This is a genomic window from Paraburkholderia sp. BL9I2N2 (assembly GCF_004339745.1).
GTDB lineage: Bacteria > Pseudomonadota > Gammaproteobacteria > Burkholderiales > Burkholderiaceae > Paraburkholderia.
The window spans coordinates 2,428,921-2,443,163 of record NZ_SMGP01000001.1 but is presented as its reverse complement, the minus strand read 5'-3'; the positions used below and the strand labels follow the sequence as shown (position 1 = coordinate 2,443,163).

The following is a 14,243-nucleotide window of genomic DNA, read 5'->3' as shown; positions in this document are numbered from 1 at the left end:
TTCTGGAGTCACTCGATATGGGCATTTCCGCAATCAATGTACGCAATCAGTTCAAAGGCAAGGTCAAGGAAATCATCCGCGGACCGGTGGTGTCCGAAGTCGATGTGGATACGCCATTCGGTATCGTCACCTCGGTGATCACCACGCGTTCCATCGACGAACTCGAGCTGACGGTCGGCTCGGAAGTGATCGCGCTGGTGAAGTCGACGGAGGTGTCCATCGCGCGCCTCTGAGGCTCACTATTTTGCGTTCGCGCCGCTGGCGGGCGGCTCGTGCGTCATCCTGTCGTTGGTCGGCTTGGTCGGACGCTTGATCGGCATGTTGTCGGGATTGCTCGAGCCGCCTGAGCCCGAGGCGGACTCGGGCGGCTTGACCATCGACGAGTTGTCGTTTTGCGGCGCTGCCTGGGCCGGGTTTTTCGTCGTTTGTCCGGTTTGCCCTGCTTGTTGCGCGGTTCCCGGTTTCGCCGTCTGTGCGAATGTCACCGTGCCACTCGTGCCGGCTACCGCCAGCGCGACGCCCGCTGTCAGCGCCGCCCATCTGCTTCGCTCCATGTCTGTCCTCCTTGGCGATGCCGCCTGGCGGTTTCGCCGCTGTTACGCTGGTGGGATGACTCCCGCCACGCAACCCGCGTGCCTCGACGCGCGCCTGCATACGTCCCCGAAACTTGCTAGGATGAATTGAGCATGTAGACGGAGACGGCCATGTCGAAGTCATTGAGTCCCGAAGCGGTTGAAGCCTTGCGGCGTCTGAACGACGTCGGCGTCGGACAGGAGGCGCCGAAACTGGCGCAGTCCATCACAGCCGAATTGCTGGCGGGCGGCCTGGTTGCCGAAGCGAGCGGCGGCGACGTCGAAATCACCTGCAACGGCCGGCAATATCTTTCTGGCGATTGCGATTGATCGTCAGCGCAAGGTCGGCCTGACGCTCGGGCCGAATCGTTCCGCGAGCCGTCGAGCGTGCTCGCCGGACAAGTCTGGCCATCACATTCACGGCGACACCACGGAGGCGCACATGGAGCCGAAGGGCCTCGACATGGGGGACTACCAGGAGCGCTATCAGGACTACGACATCGAGGTCGCCGTCGAGCAGGTGCTGACAGGCGTCAAAGCGCATTTTCGGGTGTTGCGGGGCGACGTGGTTGTGCTCGACTGGCGGCTCGTGCACATCGACACCTTATGGTGCACGGAGCATGCCGCGGCCGAGGCGGGCTTCCAGGCGGCGCGCGCAGCGATCGACGCGGGCGGCCTGGCCGCCTAGCCTGGCCGCCGTTCCTTGCGCGCCTGGGTGAAATTGCGAACGCGTTCGATTAAGCTGGCTGTCCCGCCATGACTAGCTGGAGACCGCTGTGCATTTCGCGCGTGCCATCCCGATCATCCGTATCTTTTCCGAGGAAAAAGCCCGGGAGTTTTACGTGGACTTTCTCGGCTTCACTGTCGAATGGGAACACCGGTTCGAAGAGAATTTCCCGCTCTATGCGCAGGTGCGGCGCTCCGATCTGATCCTGCACTTGAGCGAGCATCATGGCGACGCCACGCCGGGTTCGACGATTTTCGTGCCGATGCAGGACATCGACGCGTTTCATGCCGAACTTCAGCGCAAAGACTACAAATATGGAAAGCCGGGCGTTGAAACGTTGCCGTGGGGAAGGGTGCTGGAGACGGTCGATCCGTTTGGCAACCGGATCCGGTTTTGCGAATCGCCGAAGGGCGACTAGGCGGGCGCTCAGTCGCTGAGCAGTGAGCGGCGTGCAATGGTGCGGCTTGAATGCCGCGTAAACGCAACTGGGCGCCGGCATCGATACTGCATGCGCGGCGCCCAGTTTACCGGTTGCCCTCGTGAGGCAGCCGGTTCAACGGCAACTGCTTAGTGGCCGAAGAAAACCGATTGCGGGCCCGAAACCGGCTCTTTGGCGCCCGATTGCGACGACACGTTGTTCACGCCGCCGTAGGCATTCGATTCAGCGTTGGCGCGTTCAGCTGCGACGGTTTGTGCGTTCTGGCCTTGTTGCGAAGCCGGTGCGCCGACCGACGGACGGTAGAACGGTGCCGGGCCGTAGCCGCTAGCAAAGGCGGGAGCAGCGATCGAGGCAGAAACAGCAACCAGCAGGGCGGCGATGAGCTTGGTCTTCATGGTGTGACTCCGATAACGTTTCGACTTCAATTCAGGAAGGCGTCGCAGGGGCCGGTGAGGTGTGTCTGCAACGTCGATGGGAGGCAGTGTATACCCCTACTATTGAAAATTTGTGCCGATAATCTGAAATTACTGTTCTTGATTCTGAAATAATCGGCTGAAGGTAAGCGGGTCAAGCGTTAGCGGTGTTCCGACCCCGCCGGCCAAGCGTTTTGGGGCGTCAAAGACCCGGGTGGCGGTGCGGGTTAATCGCGATTGGCAGCGGGGTACGAATCGGCGTTCAGTCTGATTAGTTGCCTTGGGGAGCACTTCGATGGACCTGTGGATTCAACCGTGCGCCGACTGCTTCGAGCTTTTTGGCTTGCCGGCCGCCCATCGCCCGCATGACAACCTGACGTTGAACAGTCGCGGGGCAGTGAAGGACGAGCGAGCGGAGGAGCACTACACGTGCGTGCGCTGTCGAGCGGCGTTCGCGCGCGTCCTTGCCGGCGAGCCTCGGAAGCAGATATGGATGCTGTTGAACGCGGGGCAGCACTGATGGCTGATCTGTTCCGCGAGGGGCGACCGTTTCGCATGCTCTCGTGAGCCCGCTGTAAAGTTTTCGGCGCGCCTGCCGAAAACGGGAGCATGAAATACTTCTTCGACTACAAGCTCGCCGATAAATATGGCTATGGGATGGCCGTATATATCGCCGCTGAAACTTCCGATTTGCAGCGCGCGATCGATTTGACGAACGCACGGCGCCTGCGCGCCGGCCGACGCCTGATCGAGGACGCGCGCATCGAGGACGTGGTATCGGCCATGCGCAACACCGGCTTGCTGCAGGCTAAAACGGATGAGGGCGGAACGAACGTCTCGGGCGCGACTCGCTGAAGCTCAGCGTTTTGGTGTCAATCAATTGAAGCGCAGGTGACCAGTAACCCGCCCGGGCCGGCGATTTCACGCCTTGCGGTAAAATCGGTGTTTTGAATCAAGCCGTCTGGCCGCCCCATGTCTTCACCTCATATTCCCAGTCCGCGCCGCGTGTCGGTCGCACCGATGATGGACTGGACCGATCGTCATTGCCGTTCCCTGCATCGCGTGATCTCTCGCCATACGTGGCTTTACACGGAAATGGTGACGACCGGCGCGTTGTTGCATGGCGACGTGCCGCGCCATCTCGCGTTCACGCCCGAAGAAGCGCCGGTCGCTTTGCAACTGGGCGGCAGCGAACCTGACGACCTTGCGCGCTCGGCGAAGCTCGGTGAGCAATGGGGCTACGACGAAATCAATCTGAACTGCGGTTGCCCATCCGAGCGCGTGCAACGCGGCGCATTCGGTGCGTGCCTGATGAACGAGCCGCAACTCGTCGCCGACTGCGTGAAGGCCATGCGCGATGCGGTGTCGGTGCCGGTCACCGTGAAGCACCGCATCGGCGTGGATGCCGTGGAAGAGTATGGTTTCGTGCGCGATTTCGTCGGCACGATTGCGGAAGCCGGCTGCAATGTGTTCGTCGTGCATGCGCGCAACGCGATTCTCAAGGGCTTGAGTCCGAAGGAGAATCGCGAGATTCCGCCGCTCAAATATGAGTTTGCGTATCAGCTGAAGCGCGACTTCCCGCATCTGGAGATCATCATCAACGGTGGCATCAAGACGCTCGATGAAGTGGACGCGCATCTTCAACACGTCGACGGTGTGATGCTCGGGCGTGAGGCTTATCACAACCCGTATCTGCTGGCCGATGTCGATGCGCGCTTCTATGGTTCGACGGAAACGCCGCTGACTCGCGAGCAGGTCGAAGCGAAGCTGATCGAGTATTGTGCCGCTGAAATGACGCGCGGCACTTATCTCGGCTCCATCACGCGCCATGCGCTCGGTCTCTATCGCGGCGAAGCGGGCGCACGTGGATGGCGTCGCGTGTTGTCCGATAGCAAGCGGCTCGCCGCGCGCGACCTGACCATCTTCGACGAGGCAAGACAGCATCTGCGCGAGCCCATCGAAATTTTTGAATAAAGGACTAGGCAAACGGGATTCTTGTTCGTATAATCTCGTTTCTTCATCGACGAGCCAAGTTTTACGGCGAGTCAAGCAGATGTCAGTGGTGGCTGTAGCTCAGTTGGTAGAGTCCAGGATTGTGATTCCTGTTGTCGTGGGTTCGAGCCCCATCAGCCACCCCAAAGAATTCAAGCAGTAAAAGTTTTACGAACGGCGTTGTGAGAAATCACAACGCCGTTTTTGTTTTGGGTCGCGGTTTCAATGCCCATGTCCTCCGTGGCTGCCACCGCCGCTGCTCCACGAACTTCCCCCGCCGCTAGCGCTGCTGCCGCCGTGAGATCCGCCATATCCACCGCCATGCCAGCCACCGCCGCCGCCGTGCCATCCGTTTCCGCCGTGCCATCCATGGCCGCCATGCCAGTACCCGCCGCGATAACAGCAGGACCCACCCCAGCCGCCATAGATGCCGACGCTGCCATAAACCGGCGCATACGGCGGCCCGTAGGCATAGCCGTAGTCAGGGTAATAAGGTTGCGCGTAGCCGTAGTCATATCCCGGTGCGACCGCGCATCCGGTCAGACCGGCCGTCACTGCCAACAGCGCCATTGATGCAATGAGCTTGCTCACGATTTTCTCCTTCGCATGTGATTCAGAAAAAACGCACGCGCAGGAGTTCAGCTGCATTTGTGTCCACAAATTACGGTTTGCGCATGACACGGCGCGGCGCTCAGACTTGCATGGCCATCGAAAGCCATGGCGATAAGGCGGGGCGACAAGCTTTCCACGCCTTACCCATGCGTCGTGCTGTAACAGTTAGTTAAATATTCGAAACGCAACTGTAGGGCGCGCCTGTTAAGTTGCCTTCAGACAATTACCTTCGACTCCCGACCGTGCCGCTTGCCGGGCTGGATGAAAAGATCGCACTCGCTCACTGTCAGGACCGCTCGATGCGAAGCCTGCAAAAATCCAGCCGTCAATGAAGCAAGATCCGCAGCCGGCTACCGCATCGGAATGGCGCGCCGAAGGCGACGCCTGCGCCGCGCGCGGTGAACTCGACGCCGCGCTCCAACGTTACGAGACCGCCCGCGCGCTCGATCCTTCGGACGCACTCGTTCAGCAGCGCCTCGCGGCCACGCTCGCCGCGCTGAACCGTTTTCCCGAAGCCGTCGTCCGCTATCACGAAGCAATCGCGCTCGATCCACGCGATACGGATTCGCATCACGGCCTTGGCTGGGCGCTCGAGCAGATGCATCGGCTCGAACCGGCGGTGGAAGCCTATCGCGAGGCGACGCGCGTAAATCCTCAAGCCGACGGCTCGCACAACAACATGGGCAACTGCCTGCAGGCGCTCGGCCGTTTCGACGAAGCGCACGAAGCGTATCGCCGCGCGATCGAAGCCGCGCCGCAAGTGCCGCTGTATTACCGCAACTTCGTGCAGTCCAAGCGCCTCGCCGCCGACGATCCCGTGTTCCTCGCGATGGCGCGCCTCGTCGACGAGGCCGCGTCGCTCACGCCGGCCAATCAGGCGGAGCTGCACTTCGCGTACGGCCAGGCGCTGTCCGACGTGGGCCGCAACGACGTATCGTTCGATCACTTCCTGAAGGGCAATGCGCTGCACCGCGCCGGCGTGCGGTATAACGAAGCGGAAACGCTCGGCCTGTTCGCGCATCTGCCGGAGCTGATGACCTCCGACGTGCTGGCGGCGAAGCGCGGTCTCGGCGACGCATCGCAGGCGCCGATTTTTATCGTCGGCATGCCGCGCTCGGGTTCGACCTTGATCGAACAGATTCTTGCGAGCCATCCTCAAGTGTTCGGCGCGGGCGAGCGCACGGAATTCGGCGAGGCGCTGGTGAATTGCATCCGCCGCGATCTCGGCGATCCGTTGCGGATCGATATCGAAGCATTGTGGGACGTCGGCGCCGCGCCGTTGCGCACGCTCGGCGCGGACTATCTGCGTCGCATGCGCAATGCGTTGCCGGAACTCCGGGACTTCGCTCAAAACGACGAGTGCAGTCCGGCTGCGAACTACACGCACTTCACCGACAAATATCCGTTCAACTTCATCAACCTCGGCCTGATCCATCTCGCGTTGCCGAACGCCCGCTTCATTCACAGCCGCCGCGCGCCGTTACCAACCTGCCTGTCGATTTTTTCGCGGATCTTTCACGACGTGCCGTTCAGCTATGATCTCGGCGAACTGGGCCGCTACTACCGCGCGTACGACGCCTTGATGGCTCACTGGCAACGCGTGCTTCCTGAAGGTGTGATGATCGAGGTCAAGTATGAAGAACTGGTCGGCGATTTCGAAGCCAATGTGCGCCGCGTGCTCGCGCATTGCGGGCTCGACTGGGACGAACGCTGTCTGTCGTTTTATCGGACCACTCGCCAGGTGAACACGGCCAGTTCCGCGCAGGTGCGCCGTCCGCTGTACAAGACGTCGCTGCAACGCTGGCAGCCGCAACGCGCGTTGCTGCAACCATTGCTCGAGGGCCTGGGCCCGGAACTCGCTCCGGCGTGTCACCACGAGGCTGACGAGGTCGCGGCCAGCGGCACGGAGCGTCGCTCATGAGCGCGTCCCGCGGCGCCGTGATCTGGATGACGGGGCTTTCCGGCGCCGGCAAATCGACGCTCGCCAACGCCTTGCATCAGCGGCTGAGGAAAGCGGGGCATGCCGCGATCGTGCTCGATGGCGATGTGCTGCGGCGCGGACTGAACGCCGACCTCGGCTTCACGCCCGAGGACCGCACCGAGAACTTGCGGCGGGTCGCGCATGTCGCGGCGCTCTTCATGCAGCAGGGCTACGTTGTGATTGCCGCGGTGATTTCGCCGGAGCATCGGCATCGGCGTTCGGCGCGTGAAATTGTCGGTGACGGTTTCGTCGAAGTGTTCGTGAATGCCCCGTTGAAGGTCTGCGAAGCCCGCGATGCCAAAGGGCTTTACGCTCGCGCGCGGCGCGGCGAGATTCCGCATTTCACCGGCATTTCCGGGCCTTTCGAAGCGCCGCTCGCATCCGATGTGGAGATCGAGAGCGACCGGATGCCAGTCGACGAATCAGTGGATCGCCTGCTCGCGCATCTGGTCGCGACGGGGCGTCTGAGCGGTTAGCGCGCTTCGTCCTGAAACCCGGCGAGCCATGCGCAGATTTCTCACCCGGCCCACGACGTTTCGCTATACCGTTTCGATTTCTCGGGGACAGAAGGGGTGAAGCGTCGATGCCGACATTGCCGATACGAAAACTCAGGCTGAACGTCGAAACACTGGTGCTGGCGGCCGACCTGGCGGGCACGGTGGTCTTTGCGCTCGAGGGTGCGCTCAGCGCGATACGCGGTGGTCTCGACCTGTTGGGCGTGATGGTGATTTCGTTTGTCGCGGCGCTCGGCGGCGGCGTGATTCGCGATCTGCTGATCGGCGATTCGCCGCCGAACGCGATCCGCGACTGGCGCTATCCGGCGCTGACCTTCGTCACCGGTTTGCTCACCTTCATTTTCCACTCGACGGCGCAGCAGTTTCCCGTCGCGCTCGTCACCGTGCTCGATGCTGCCGGCCTCGCGCTCTTCGCCGTGGCGGGCGTGGAAAAAGCGCTGCTGTTCGGCATTCGTCCGTTCATCGCGATGTTGATGGGCACGGTCACGGGTGTGGGCGGCGGCGTGATTCGCGACGTGCTGCTGGCGCGCGTGCCGCTCGTCCTGCATGCCGACATCTATGCGACGGCTGCGTTCGCGGGGGCGTTCATCGTGGTGGTGGCGCGTCGCGCCGGCTTGACACCGGGCGGGGCGGCGTTGGCGGGCGGCTCGGCGTGCTTCATCTTGCGCGTGCTCGCGTTGACCTACGGCTGGCAGCTGCCGAAGGTGTCGCCCGTTTAAGCGATGCGCATCGACCGTAGGCACACGCACACGCATATGCAAGGCGCGCTTCGAATCGGCCTCGCGTTACCGCAACAACCCGGCCGAATGATGCAAAGCCGGGTACACGCCGATGATGAACGCCGCATAGATGGCAGCCATCGTGACGCCGGCGGCGGTGCCCCAGATGTCGCGCGATGCGGCGCCCTGGCGGAAATGCACAGGCAGTCCGACGACGAGGTAGCCGATCAGGAAGAACGCGATGACCGCCCGTACCGGCGAGAGGTCGTGGCCGATAAATTCGAGCAGCGCGGACAAGCTGAATTCAGACATGGACAGACAGGCAAGATGACAGGCGGACGATAGCGCGAATCATGGAAGTTTGCGCGAAGACCTACGTGGATTAAAGTCCATTCAGCCGGCAAGGTACAAGCAAAAGACTGTATAAATTTGTACAGGCCGACATTGCTTGCACGACGCCTGCAGGGCAACTTTCAACCATGCTTCACGGCGCTTCACGCGGCTTTCGCCGCGAGGCGATCAGCGCTTGCGCAATGGCTCGAGCAGCGACTTCAAACCGTTGTGATCGATCTCGTGCATTAACGCCAGCAGCCGGCCGATTTCGCCCGGCGGAAAGCCTTGGCTAGCAAACCAGTTTAGATAATGACCGGGCAGATCCGCAATGATGCGGCCTTTATATTTCCCGTAAGGCATGACGCGCGTGACCAGCAGTTCGAGATGTTCGGGATTCATTGCAGAAGGGTCGGCGCTGGGAAACCGCCGCGACACGTTTTGCGCGGCAAAGCGGGCGGCGCCCGCTGGAACCGCATTTTAGCCTGCCCTGCAGGTATCGCGCGGGCATGGTAACGTCATGCGCTTTTCGTTCAACCTATCAACAGGACAAGTTCAATGGAATACCGCAGACTCGGCGACTCCGATGTGCAGGTTAGCCTGATCGGTCTCGGCACCATGACGTGGGGCGAGCAGAACACGGAGCAGGAAGCGCACGCGCAGATCGATTACGCACTCGATCACGGCGTCAATCTGATCGACACCGCTGAAATGTACCCCGTGCCGCCGCGTGCCGAGACGCAGGGTTCGACAGAGCGCTTCATCGGCACGTGGCTCGCGCAGCATCGCAGCGCCCGCGAGAAAATCGTGCTGGCCACCAAGATCGCCGGCCCGGCGCGTCAACCGCACAACCCGACTCATATTCGTGGCAAAGGCAACCAGTTCGACCGCAAGAATCTGACCGAAGCGCTCGACGACAGCCTCAAGCGCCTGCAAACGGATTACGTCGATCTGTATCAGCTGCACTGGCCGGATCGCAGCACGATGACGTTCGGCCGCCCCGCGTATCCGTGGGTCGACGACGCCTATACGGTGCCGATCGAAGAAACGCTGTCGGTGCTCGCCGAATTCGTCAAGGCGGGGAAGGTGCGCCACGTTGGCGTGTCGAATGAAACGCCGTGGGGCGTCGCGCAGTTTCTGCGCGCGGCCGAAAAGCTCAGCTTGCCGCGCATCGTCAGCATTCAGAATCCGTACAGCCTCGTCAATCGCACGTACGAAGTGGGTCTGTCCGAGTATGCGCATCGCGATCACATCGGCTTGCTGGCTTATTCGCCGCTGGCCTTCGGCTGGCTGACGGGCAAGTATGAAGGCGGCGCGCGTCCGGCCGGCGCCCGCATCTCGCTGTTCGAGCGCTTTCAGCGCTACAGCAAGCCGCAAGCGGTGCAGGCGATCACGCGTTACGTCGAGCTGGCGAAGCGTCACGGTTTGTCGCCCGCGCAATTCGCGCTCGCGTTCGTCAATAGCCGGCCGTTCGTGACCAGCAATCTGATCGGCGCGACCTCGCTCGAGCAGTTGAAGGAAAACATCGCGAGCGCCGAGGTGAAACTCTCGCCGGAAGTGCTGGCGGAAATCGACGCGCTGCATGAATTGCAGCCGAATCCGGCGCCTTGATGCGCGAGCGTTGAGCGCATGGTTTGGGTCCGGCTCGAATCATGCGTGACTGTGCCCCGGCTTCGCGGCCGGGGCGTTCGCAAAGCGGTGGCGTGCTTCGCTTTTACAACGCCGCCGCCTTGACCTCGACGTACGCTCTCAGCGGATTTTCAGCTTCCCGCGTACAGCATAAAGCGCGAGCAAACTCGCCACCGCACAGAACATCAGATAGAAACCAGGCGCGAGCTTGTTGCCGCTTGCGTCGATCAGCCACGTGATCACGAACGGCGCAAAGCCGCCGAACACCGTCACGCCGATGTTGTAGCTCACCGCGAGCCCGGTCGCACGCGTCTGCGTCGGGAAAATCTCCGACATCAACGCGGGCAGCGCGCCGAAATACGTCGCCTTCAATACGCCGATCCAGATCAACGCGAGCAGCATCGTCACGAACGAGGGATGCGCGTTCATATACATAAAGGCCGGATACACCGTGAGCAGCATCAGCACGGCGGCCGTCGCCATGATGCGGATGCGTCCGAGGCTATCGGACAGATGGCCCGCGAACGGCGTCAGCACCGTGAGCACCACGCCGGTGGCGAGTGTCGCCGCGAAGCCGGTCGAGGCGGGCAGGTGCAGCTGCTTGATCGCGTAGGTCGGCATGTACAGGATCATGTAATTGGCCGCCGTGGAAATGATCAGCGAGCCGACCGCCAGCGTCATGCGAACCTTCTGCGTGCCGAACAGGTCGCGCAGCGGCGTGCGGGCTTTGGGCTCTGCATTGAACTCCGCGCCTTCATCCACGTAACGGCGGATGTAGAAGCCGACCGGACCGATCGCGAGGCCGAACAGAAATGGCACGCGCCATCCCCATGATTCGAGTTGCGCGCTCGTGAGCTGGCTCGTCAGCAACGCGCCGAAACCCGAGGCGAGCAGCGTCGCCATACCCTGGCTCGCGAACTGCCAGCTACCCATGAAGCCGCGGCGCTCGGGCGCATGCTCGACCAGAAACGCGGTGGACGCACCGAACTCTCCGCCGGCCGAAAAACCTTGCACGAGCCGCGAGAGCATGATGCCCGCGGGCGCCCACAGGCCGATCGCCGCATACGGCGGCATCACGGCGATCGTCAGGGTGCCGATCATCATCAGCGCGATCGACAGCAGCAGCGACGCCTTGCGTCCGGCGCGATCCGCGAGCGAACCGAGCACGAGTCCGCCGAGCGGCCGGATCATGTACGAGATGCCGAAGGTGCCGAGCGTGAGCATCAGCGAGATCGCTTCGGTGCGCGCCGGAAAGAACAGCTTCGCGATGGTCACCGCGAAGAAACCATAGACGACGAGGTCGAACCATTCGAGCGCGTTGCCGATCGACGCCGCGAGAATGATGCGATGGACCTTCGCGGCGGACGGCCGCGCGGCGCTGGCTTGCAAAGTGGACGTGCTCATCGTGGACGTGCCTCGTGACAGATGCGGATAACGGCGGCTTGCGCCCGGTTGGTCCGGGCGTCGCTCAGGTTGCGGCGTGAGGTACGGCGTGCGGCGAGTTCTCGCCGAGATCCCAGAAGAGGCCGGCCATGATCTGCAGACCTTCGCGCACGACCGGGCCGAGCAGGTGCTCATTCGGCGCGTGCTGCGAACAGGCGGGGTAGGAGTGCGGCACCCAGATGGTCGGCAGGCCGAGCGTGTCGGCGAACACTTCGTTGGGCAGCGTGCCGCCCAGATTCGGCAGCACGGCGGTCTTCTTGCCGGTGGTCTGCTCAAGCGAGGCGATCGCCCACGTGACCCACGGATCGTCCGGGTTCAGACGCGTGGCGGGCGCGCCGCGCTCGACGTCGATCCGCACCTGCGAGAAGCCGTGCGCATCCAGATGCGCGCGCAGATGCCGTTCGAGGTTGTCCCAATCGGTGCCGACCACGAAGCGCAACTGGCAATGCGCGAACGCCGACGACGGGATCGCATTGACCGGGTTCTCCGGATTGCCGGCCTTGAACGCGAGTATTTCGAAGCTGTTCCAGCCGAACACGCGCTCGGGCGCGGTGAGGCCGGGCTCGCCCCAGTTCTCGTCGACGGCCGGATCGCCCGGGCCGCCGCCTACCGTGATATCGGCGAGCGCACGGCGCACCGCTTCGGGAATCGGCGGCGGGCGCAAACCGTCGACAGCGATCACGCCGCGCGCGTCGACGAGGCTCGCCAACGCGTTCGCGAGCACCGTGGCCGGATTGCGCAGCAGACCGCCCCAATTGCCCGAATGATGCGCGCCGTCGCGCAGATTCAACGACAGCTTGAAGTTCACCGAGCCGCGCGAGCCGAGGAACACGGTGGGGCGGCGCGCGGCAAGACGCGGACCGTCTGAGGCGATCAACACGTCGGCGGCCAGTTCTTCACGGTGCGCGTGGCAGATCGCGTCGAGTCCCGGCGAGCCGGTTTCCTCGCCCATCTCGATCAGCAGCTTCGCGTTGAAGCCGAGCTTGCCGTCGCGCGCGGCGAGCACGCTCGCCAGCGCGGCGAGGTTGATGCTGTGCTGGCCTTTGTTGTCGGCGGTGCCGCGGCCGAACCAGCGCTCGCCTTCGACGGTCACGGCCCACGGCGTGAGCGGCGCGCGCCACTGGCTGTCGTAGCCGCGCACCACGTCGCCGTGGCCGTAGATCAGCACGGTCGGCAGATGATCGCCCTCGTGGCGGCTCGCGATCAGGAAGGGCCCGAAGCCATCCACCGGATTCGTGACGATGCGCGTGCGGAAACCGAGGGCCGCCGCTTCGGGCGTGATCTCGTCGGTCAGATACGACAGCAGTGTGGCGGCGCGATCGTCCTCCTGACTTTCGGTGCGAAAACCGACGCGACGGTTGAGGGTCTCGAGAAAGGCGCCGGATTCGAAATGATGGGTGGCGTGCTCGATGGCCTGAATGCGGCTCATGGGTGTCTCCAATGCGGGCGGAATGTGGGGGCGGGCGGCGCGTGGTCTTGTCTGATTTCGATTGGACGTGGCCTGCAGCTTCGAACCGATTCTAGAAGGCCGTTTTTTTTGTCACAATGATCGTCTTTCGAAGCTTGCGTTGCCGAAAAGGCAAAGCTTGCTGCATTGAGTTGAAGCGCTCGCGGACATTGGCTCGGCGGCGCATCCGTTGAACGAGGCACATGGCATGGCACTTTCGCTGCATGGCATCGCGCTGCGCTATTTCGTCGAGGTCGCTCGCACTGGCTCGCTCAGCGACGCGTCCGCGCGCTTGCATGTCGCTGTCTCGGCGATTAGCCGGCAAGTCGCGCGGCTCGAAAGCGACCTCGGCGTCGCGCTCTTCGAACGGCGTCCGCGCGGCATGGCGCTCTCGGAAGCCGGCGAGCGCCTGCTCGCCTACGCGCAGCGCAGCCTGCTCGATGCCGAGCATGTGATGAAGGAGATCGGCGGCCTCGAGTCCTTGCATGGCAGCATGATCAAGGTGGCGAGTTCCGAAGGCTTCGCCGCCGACTTCCTGCCCACCGCGATGGCAAGCTTCCGGGTTCAGTATCCGGGCATCGACTTCACGCTCTCGGTCATGTCGCCGGGCGAGGCGACCCGTCAGGTGCGCGACGGCGACGCCGACCTCGCGTTGACCTTCAGCCTCGCGCCGGAGAAGGGCGTCAAGGTCGAGCACACGGAACGCGCACCGGTGCTGGCGCTGTTGCGCGCCGATCATCCCTTGGCCATGCGCGCGAAAGTGTCGCTCGCCGACTTGCAGCGCTATCCGCTCGTGCTGCCTGAACCCGGCACGACGATTCGTCAGTTGATCGACATTACCTGTGCGCTCGAAGGCGTCCTGCTCGAGCCCGAGCTCACCTGCAACAACAGCGGCGCCATGTACCGCTACGCGCAGAAGTCCGGCGCGATCATGTTCACGGGCCTGCTGTCCGTGCGCGATCGTTATGCCGGCGACGGCTTCGTCGTGATGCCGATGACGCATCCGCAGATGCGCCAGCGCAGCATTCAGGTGCAGACCATGGCGGGGCGTGAACTGCCGCAGTCGGTGAGGGCATTCCGGGATCATCTGATCGCGGAAATCGCGGGCGCGAAGCCAGCCGACGCGGCTTCCTCTACGGCCATGCGAAAGCGCAGCAGGAGCACCCGCTGACGGCTCCAGGGCTTGGGAAATCCACGTGGCATCAACGCGGCGAAACAGGGTTTGCGAGCGCCAGCGCACCACGAAGCAGGCTGGCCGCATGCGTGCGATAGCGATCCATTCGCTACCAAATGAAAGGCAAATGTCCCAGCCGGAACGCGAATCACGACCTAAACTGTGGTGGACGGGGCGGGTTGAAGACGCGCACTGCATGGCAGGCAATGCTGCAGTGCACGCACCGAAGGAAGTCATCTTGGGGACACCG

19 protein-coding genes and 1 tRNA gene are annotated in these 14,243 nt (G+C 62.9%); 13 read left to right on the top strand and 7 right to left on the bottom strand.

Annotated features, from left to right (window positions below):
- Positions 1 to 17 precede the first annotated feature (17 nt).
- Positions 18 to 233, top strand: coding sequence for a molybdopterin-binding protein (locus B0G74_RS11300; protein ID WP_012432764.1), 216 nt, complete (start codon positions 18 to 20; stop codon positions 231 to 233).
- 6 nt (positions 234 to 239) lie between these two features.
- Here the strand turns inward: B0G74_RS11300 and B0G74_RS11295 are convergent, their stop codons facing one another.
- Positions 240 to 554 (bottom strand): hypothetical protein, encoded by a 315-nt coding sequence (locus B0G74_RS11295; RefSeq protein ID WP_132374865.1) that lies wholly within the window; start codon positions 552 to 554, stop codon positions 240 to 242.
- A gap of 150 nt (positions 555 to 704) precedes the next feature.
- Between B0G74_RS11295 and B0G74_RS11290 the strand changes: the two genes are divergently transcribed.
- The 3 genes from B0G74_RS11290 to B0G74_RS11280 all read left to right on the top strand — a co-directional run bounded on the left by B0G74_RS11290 (position 705) and on the right by B0G74_RS11280 (position 1,717).
- Positions 705 to 902 (top strand): hypothetical protein, encoded by a 198-nt coding sequence (locus B0G74_RS11290; protein ID WP_132374864.1) that lies wholly within the window; start codon positions 705 to 707, stop codon positions 900 to 902.
- 112 nt (positions 903 to 1,014) lie between these two features.
- Positions 1,015 to 1,260 carry a hypothetical protein gene (locus B0G74_RS11285; protein ID WP_132374863.1) on the top strand — a complete coding sequence of 82 codons (246 nt, stop codon included), beginning with the start codon at positions 1,015 to 1,017 and terminating at the stop codon, positions 1,258 to 1,260.
- Positions 1,261 to 1,348: 88 nt separating this feature from the next.
- On the top strand, positions 1,349 to 1,717 hold the full coding sequence (locus B0G74_RS11280; RefSeq protein WP_132374862.1) for a glyoxalase superfamily protein: 369 nt from the start codon (positions 1,349 to 1,351) through the stop codon (positions 1,715 to 1,717).
- Positions 1,718 to 1,866: 149 nt separating this feature from the next.
- Here B0G74_RS11280 and B0G74_RS11275 read toward each other — a convergent pair whose 3' ends face one another.
- On the bottom strand, positions 1,867 to 2,133 hold the full coding sequence (locus tag B0G74_RS11275) for a hypothetical protein (RefSeq protein WP_091794641.1): 267 nt from the start codon (positions 2,131 to 2,133) through the stop codon (positions 1,867 to 1,869).
- Positions 2,134 to 2,446: 313 nt separating this feature from the next.
- Between B0G74_RS11275 and B0G74_RS11270 the strand changes: the two genes are divergently transcribed.
- The 4 genes from B0G74_RS11270 (at position 2,447) to B0G74_RS11255 (ending at position 4,289) form a co-directional block, all read left to right on the top strand.
- On the top strand, positions 2,447 to 2,671 hold the full coding sequence (locus B0G74_RS11270) for a hypothetical protein (RefSeq protein ID WP_132374861.1): 225 nt from the start codon (positions 2,447 to 2,449) through the stop codon (positions 2,669 to 2,671).
- 89 nt (positions 2,672 to 2,760) lie between these two features.
- The gene (locus B0G74_RS11265) at positions 2,761 to 3,006 is read left to right on the top strand and encodes a hypothetical protein (RefSeq protein WP_132374860.1); all 246 of its coding nucleotides are present in this window, start codon (positions 2,761 to 2,763) and stop codon (positions 3,004 to 3,006) included.
- A 117-nt stretch (positions 3,007 to 3,123) separates the two neighbouring features.
- The gene (gene dusA / locus B0G74_RS11260) at positions 3,124 to 4,125 is read left to right on the top strand and encodes a tRNA dihydrouridine(20/20a) synthase DusA (protein WP_132374859.1); all 1,002 of its coding nucleotides are present in this window, start codon (positions 3,124 to 3,126) and stop codon (positions 4,123 to 4,125) included.
- 88 nt (positions 4,126 to 4,213) lie between these two features.
- Positions 4,214 to 4,289, top strand: a tRNA-His gene (locus B0G74_RS11255).
- Between the two features lie 76 nt (positions 4,290 to 4,365).
- Here B0G74_RS11255 and B0G74_RS11250 read toward each other — a convergent pair.
- Positions 4,366 to 4,734, bottom strand: a complete 369-nt coding sequence (locus tag B0G74_RS11250; RefSeq protein WP_132374858.1) for a hypothetical protein — start codon at positions 4,732 to 4,734, stop codon at positions 4,366 to 4,368.
- Between the two features lie 349 nt (positions 4,735 to 5,083).
- Between B0G74_RS11250 and B0G74_RS11245 the strand changes: the two genes are divergently transcribed.
- From B0G74_RS11245 to B0G74_RS11235, 3 genes are all read left to right on the top strand, one after another.
- Positions 5,084 to 6,676 carry a sulfotransferase gene (locus B0G74_RS11245; RefSeq protein WP_132374857.1) on the top strand — a complete coding sequence of 531 codons (1,593 nt, stop codon included), beginning with the start codon at positions 5,084 to 5,086 and terminating at the stop codon, positions 6,674 to 6,676.
- Entirely contained in the window at positions 6,673 to 7,212 is a 540-nt protein-coding gene (gene cysC, locus B0G74_RS11240; RefSeq protein WP_132374856.1) for an adenylyl-sulfate kinase, read from the top strand. Before B0G74_RS11245 ends, cysC begins: the two co-directional genes overlap by 4 nt.
- 107 nt (positions 7,213 to 7,319) lie before the next feature.
- Positions 7,320 to 7,970 (top strand): trimeric intracellular cation channel family protein, encoded by a 651-nt coding sequence (locus B0G74_RS11235; RefSeq protein WP_132374855.1) that lies wholly within the window; start codon positions 7,320 to 7,322, stop codon positions 7,968 to 7,970.
- Between the two features lie 66 nt (positions 7,971 to 8,036).
- Here the strand turns inward: B0G74_RS11235 and B0G74_RS11230 are convergent, their stop codons facing one another.
- Positions 8,037 to 8,282, bottom strand: a complete 246-nt coding sequence (locus B0G74_RS11230; protein WP_132374854.1) for a hypothetical protein — start codon at positions 8,280 to 8,282, stop codon at positions 8,037 to 8,039.
- A 207-nt stretch (positions 8,283 to 8,489) separates the two neighbouring features.
- A complete protein-coding gene (locus B0G74_RS11225; protein ID WP_132376917.1) occupies positions 8,490 to 8,702 on the bottom strand; it encodes a DUF3820 family protein in 213 nt (70 codons plus the stop codon).
- A gap of 156 nt (positions 8,703 to 8,858) precedes the next feature.
- On the opposite strand from B0G74_RS11225, the gene B0G74_RS11220 reads away from it, so the two are divergent.
- Positions 8,859 to 9,911 carry an NADP(H)-dependent aldo-keto reductase gene (locus B0G74_RS11220; RefSeq protein ID WP_132374853.1) on the top strand — a complete coding sequence of 351 codons (1,053 nt, stop codon included), beginning with the start codon at positions 8,859 to 8,861 and terminating at the stop codon, positions 9,909 to 9,911.
- A gap of 138 nt (positions 9,912 to 10,049) precedes the next feature.
- Here the strand turns inward: B0G74_RS11220 and B0G74_RS11215 are convergent, their stop codons facing one another.
- Complete coding sequence (locus tag B0G74_RS11215) at positions 10,050 to 11,333, bottom strand: MFS transporter (RefSeq protein ID WP_132374852.1); 1,284 nt, start codon at positions 11,331 to 11,333, stop codon at positions 10,050 to 10,052.
- Positions 11,334 to 11,397: 64 nt separating this feature from the next.
- Complete coding sequence (locus tag B0G74_RS11210) at positions 11,398 to 12,801, bottom strand: M20 family metallopeptidase (RefSeq protein WP_132374851.1); 1,404 nt, start codon at positions 12,799 to 12,801, stop codon at positions 11,398 to 11,400.
- A gap of 226 nt (positions 12,802 to 13,027) precedes the next feature.
- Between B0G74_RS11210 and B0G74_RS11205 the strand changes: the two genes are divergently transcribed.
- Complete coding sequence (locus B0G74_RS11205) at positions 13,028 to 13,990, top strand: LysR family transcriptional regulator (RefSeq protein ID WP_132374850.1); 963 nt, start codon at positions 13,028 to 13,030, stop codon at positions 13,988 to 13,990.
- Positions 13,991 to 14,243 lie beyond the last annotated feature (253 nt).

Bases quoted from the DNA above. Each gene is read 5' to 3' on its own strand.
- B0G74_RS11300 (WP_012432764.1), top strand. From the start codon at position 18: ATGGGCATTTCCGCAATCAATGTACGCAATCAGTTCAAAGGCAAGGTC.
- B0G74_RS11295 (WP_132374865.1), bottom strand. From the start codon at position 554: ATGGAGCGAAGCAGATGGGCGGCGCTGACAGCGGGCGTCGCGCTGGCG.
- B0G74_RS11290 (WP_132374864.1), top strand. From the start codon at position 705: ATGTCGAAGTCATTGAGTCCCGAAGCGGTTGAAGCCTTGCGGCGTCTG.
- B0G74_RS11285 (WP_132374863.1), top strand. From the start codon at position 1,015: ATGGAGCCGAAGGGCCTCGACATGGGGGACTACCAGGAGCGCTATCAG.
- B0G74_RS11275 (WP_091794641.1), bottom strand. From the start codon at position 2,133: ATGAAGACCAAGCTCATCGCCGCCCTGCTGGTTGCTGTTTCTGCCTCG.
- B0G74_RS11270 (WP_132374861.1), top strand. From the start codon at position 2,447: ATGGACCTGTGGATTCAACCGTGCGCCGACTGCTTCGAGCTTTTTGGC.
- B0G74_RS11265 (WP_132374860.1), top strand. From the start codon at position 2,761: ATGAAATACTTCTTCGACTACAAGCTCGCCGATAAATATGGCTATGGG.
- dusA (WP_132374859.1), top strand. From the start codon at position 3,124: ATGTCTTCACCTCATATTCCCAGTCCGCGCCGCGTGTCGGTCGCACCG.
- B0G74_RS11245 (WP_132374857.1), top strand. From the start codon at position 5,084: ATGAAGCAAGATCCGCAGCCGGCTACCGCATCGGAATGGCGCGCCGAA.
- cysC (WP_132374856.1), top strand. From the start codon at position 6,673: ATGAGCGCGTCCCGCGGCGCCGTGATCTGGATGACGGGGCTTTCCGGC.
- B0G74_RS11235 (WP_132374855.1), top strand. From the start codon at position 7,320: ATGCCGACATTGCCGATACGAAAACTCAGGCTGAACGTCGAAACACTG.
- B0G74_RS11230 (WP_132374854.1), bottom strand. From the start codon at position 8,282: ATGTCTGAATTCAGCTTGTCCGCGCTGCTCGAATTTATCGGCCACGAC.
- B0G74_RS11225 (WP_132376917.1), bottom strand. From the start codon at position 8,702: ATGAATCCCGAACATCTCGAACTGCTGGTCACGCGCGTCATGCCTTAC.
- B0G74_RS11220 (WP_132374853.1), top strand. From the start codon at position 8,859: ATGGAATACCGCAGACTCGGCGACTCCGATGTGCAGGTTAGCCTGATC.
- B0G74_RS11215 (WP_132374852.1), bottom strand. From the start codon at position 11,333: ATGAGCACGTCCACTTTGCAAGCCAGCGCCGCGCGGCCGTCCGCCGCG.
- B0G74_RS11210 (WP_132374851.1), bottom strand. From the start codon at position 12,801: ATGAGCCGCATTCAGGCCATCGAGCACGCCACCCATCATTTCGAATCC.
- B0G74_RS11205 (WP_132374850.1), top strand. From the start codon at position 13,028: ATGGCACTTTCGCTGCATGGCATCGCGCTGCGCTATTTCGTCGAGGTC.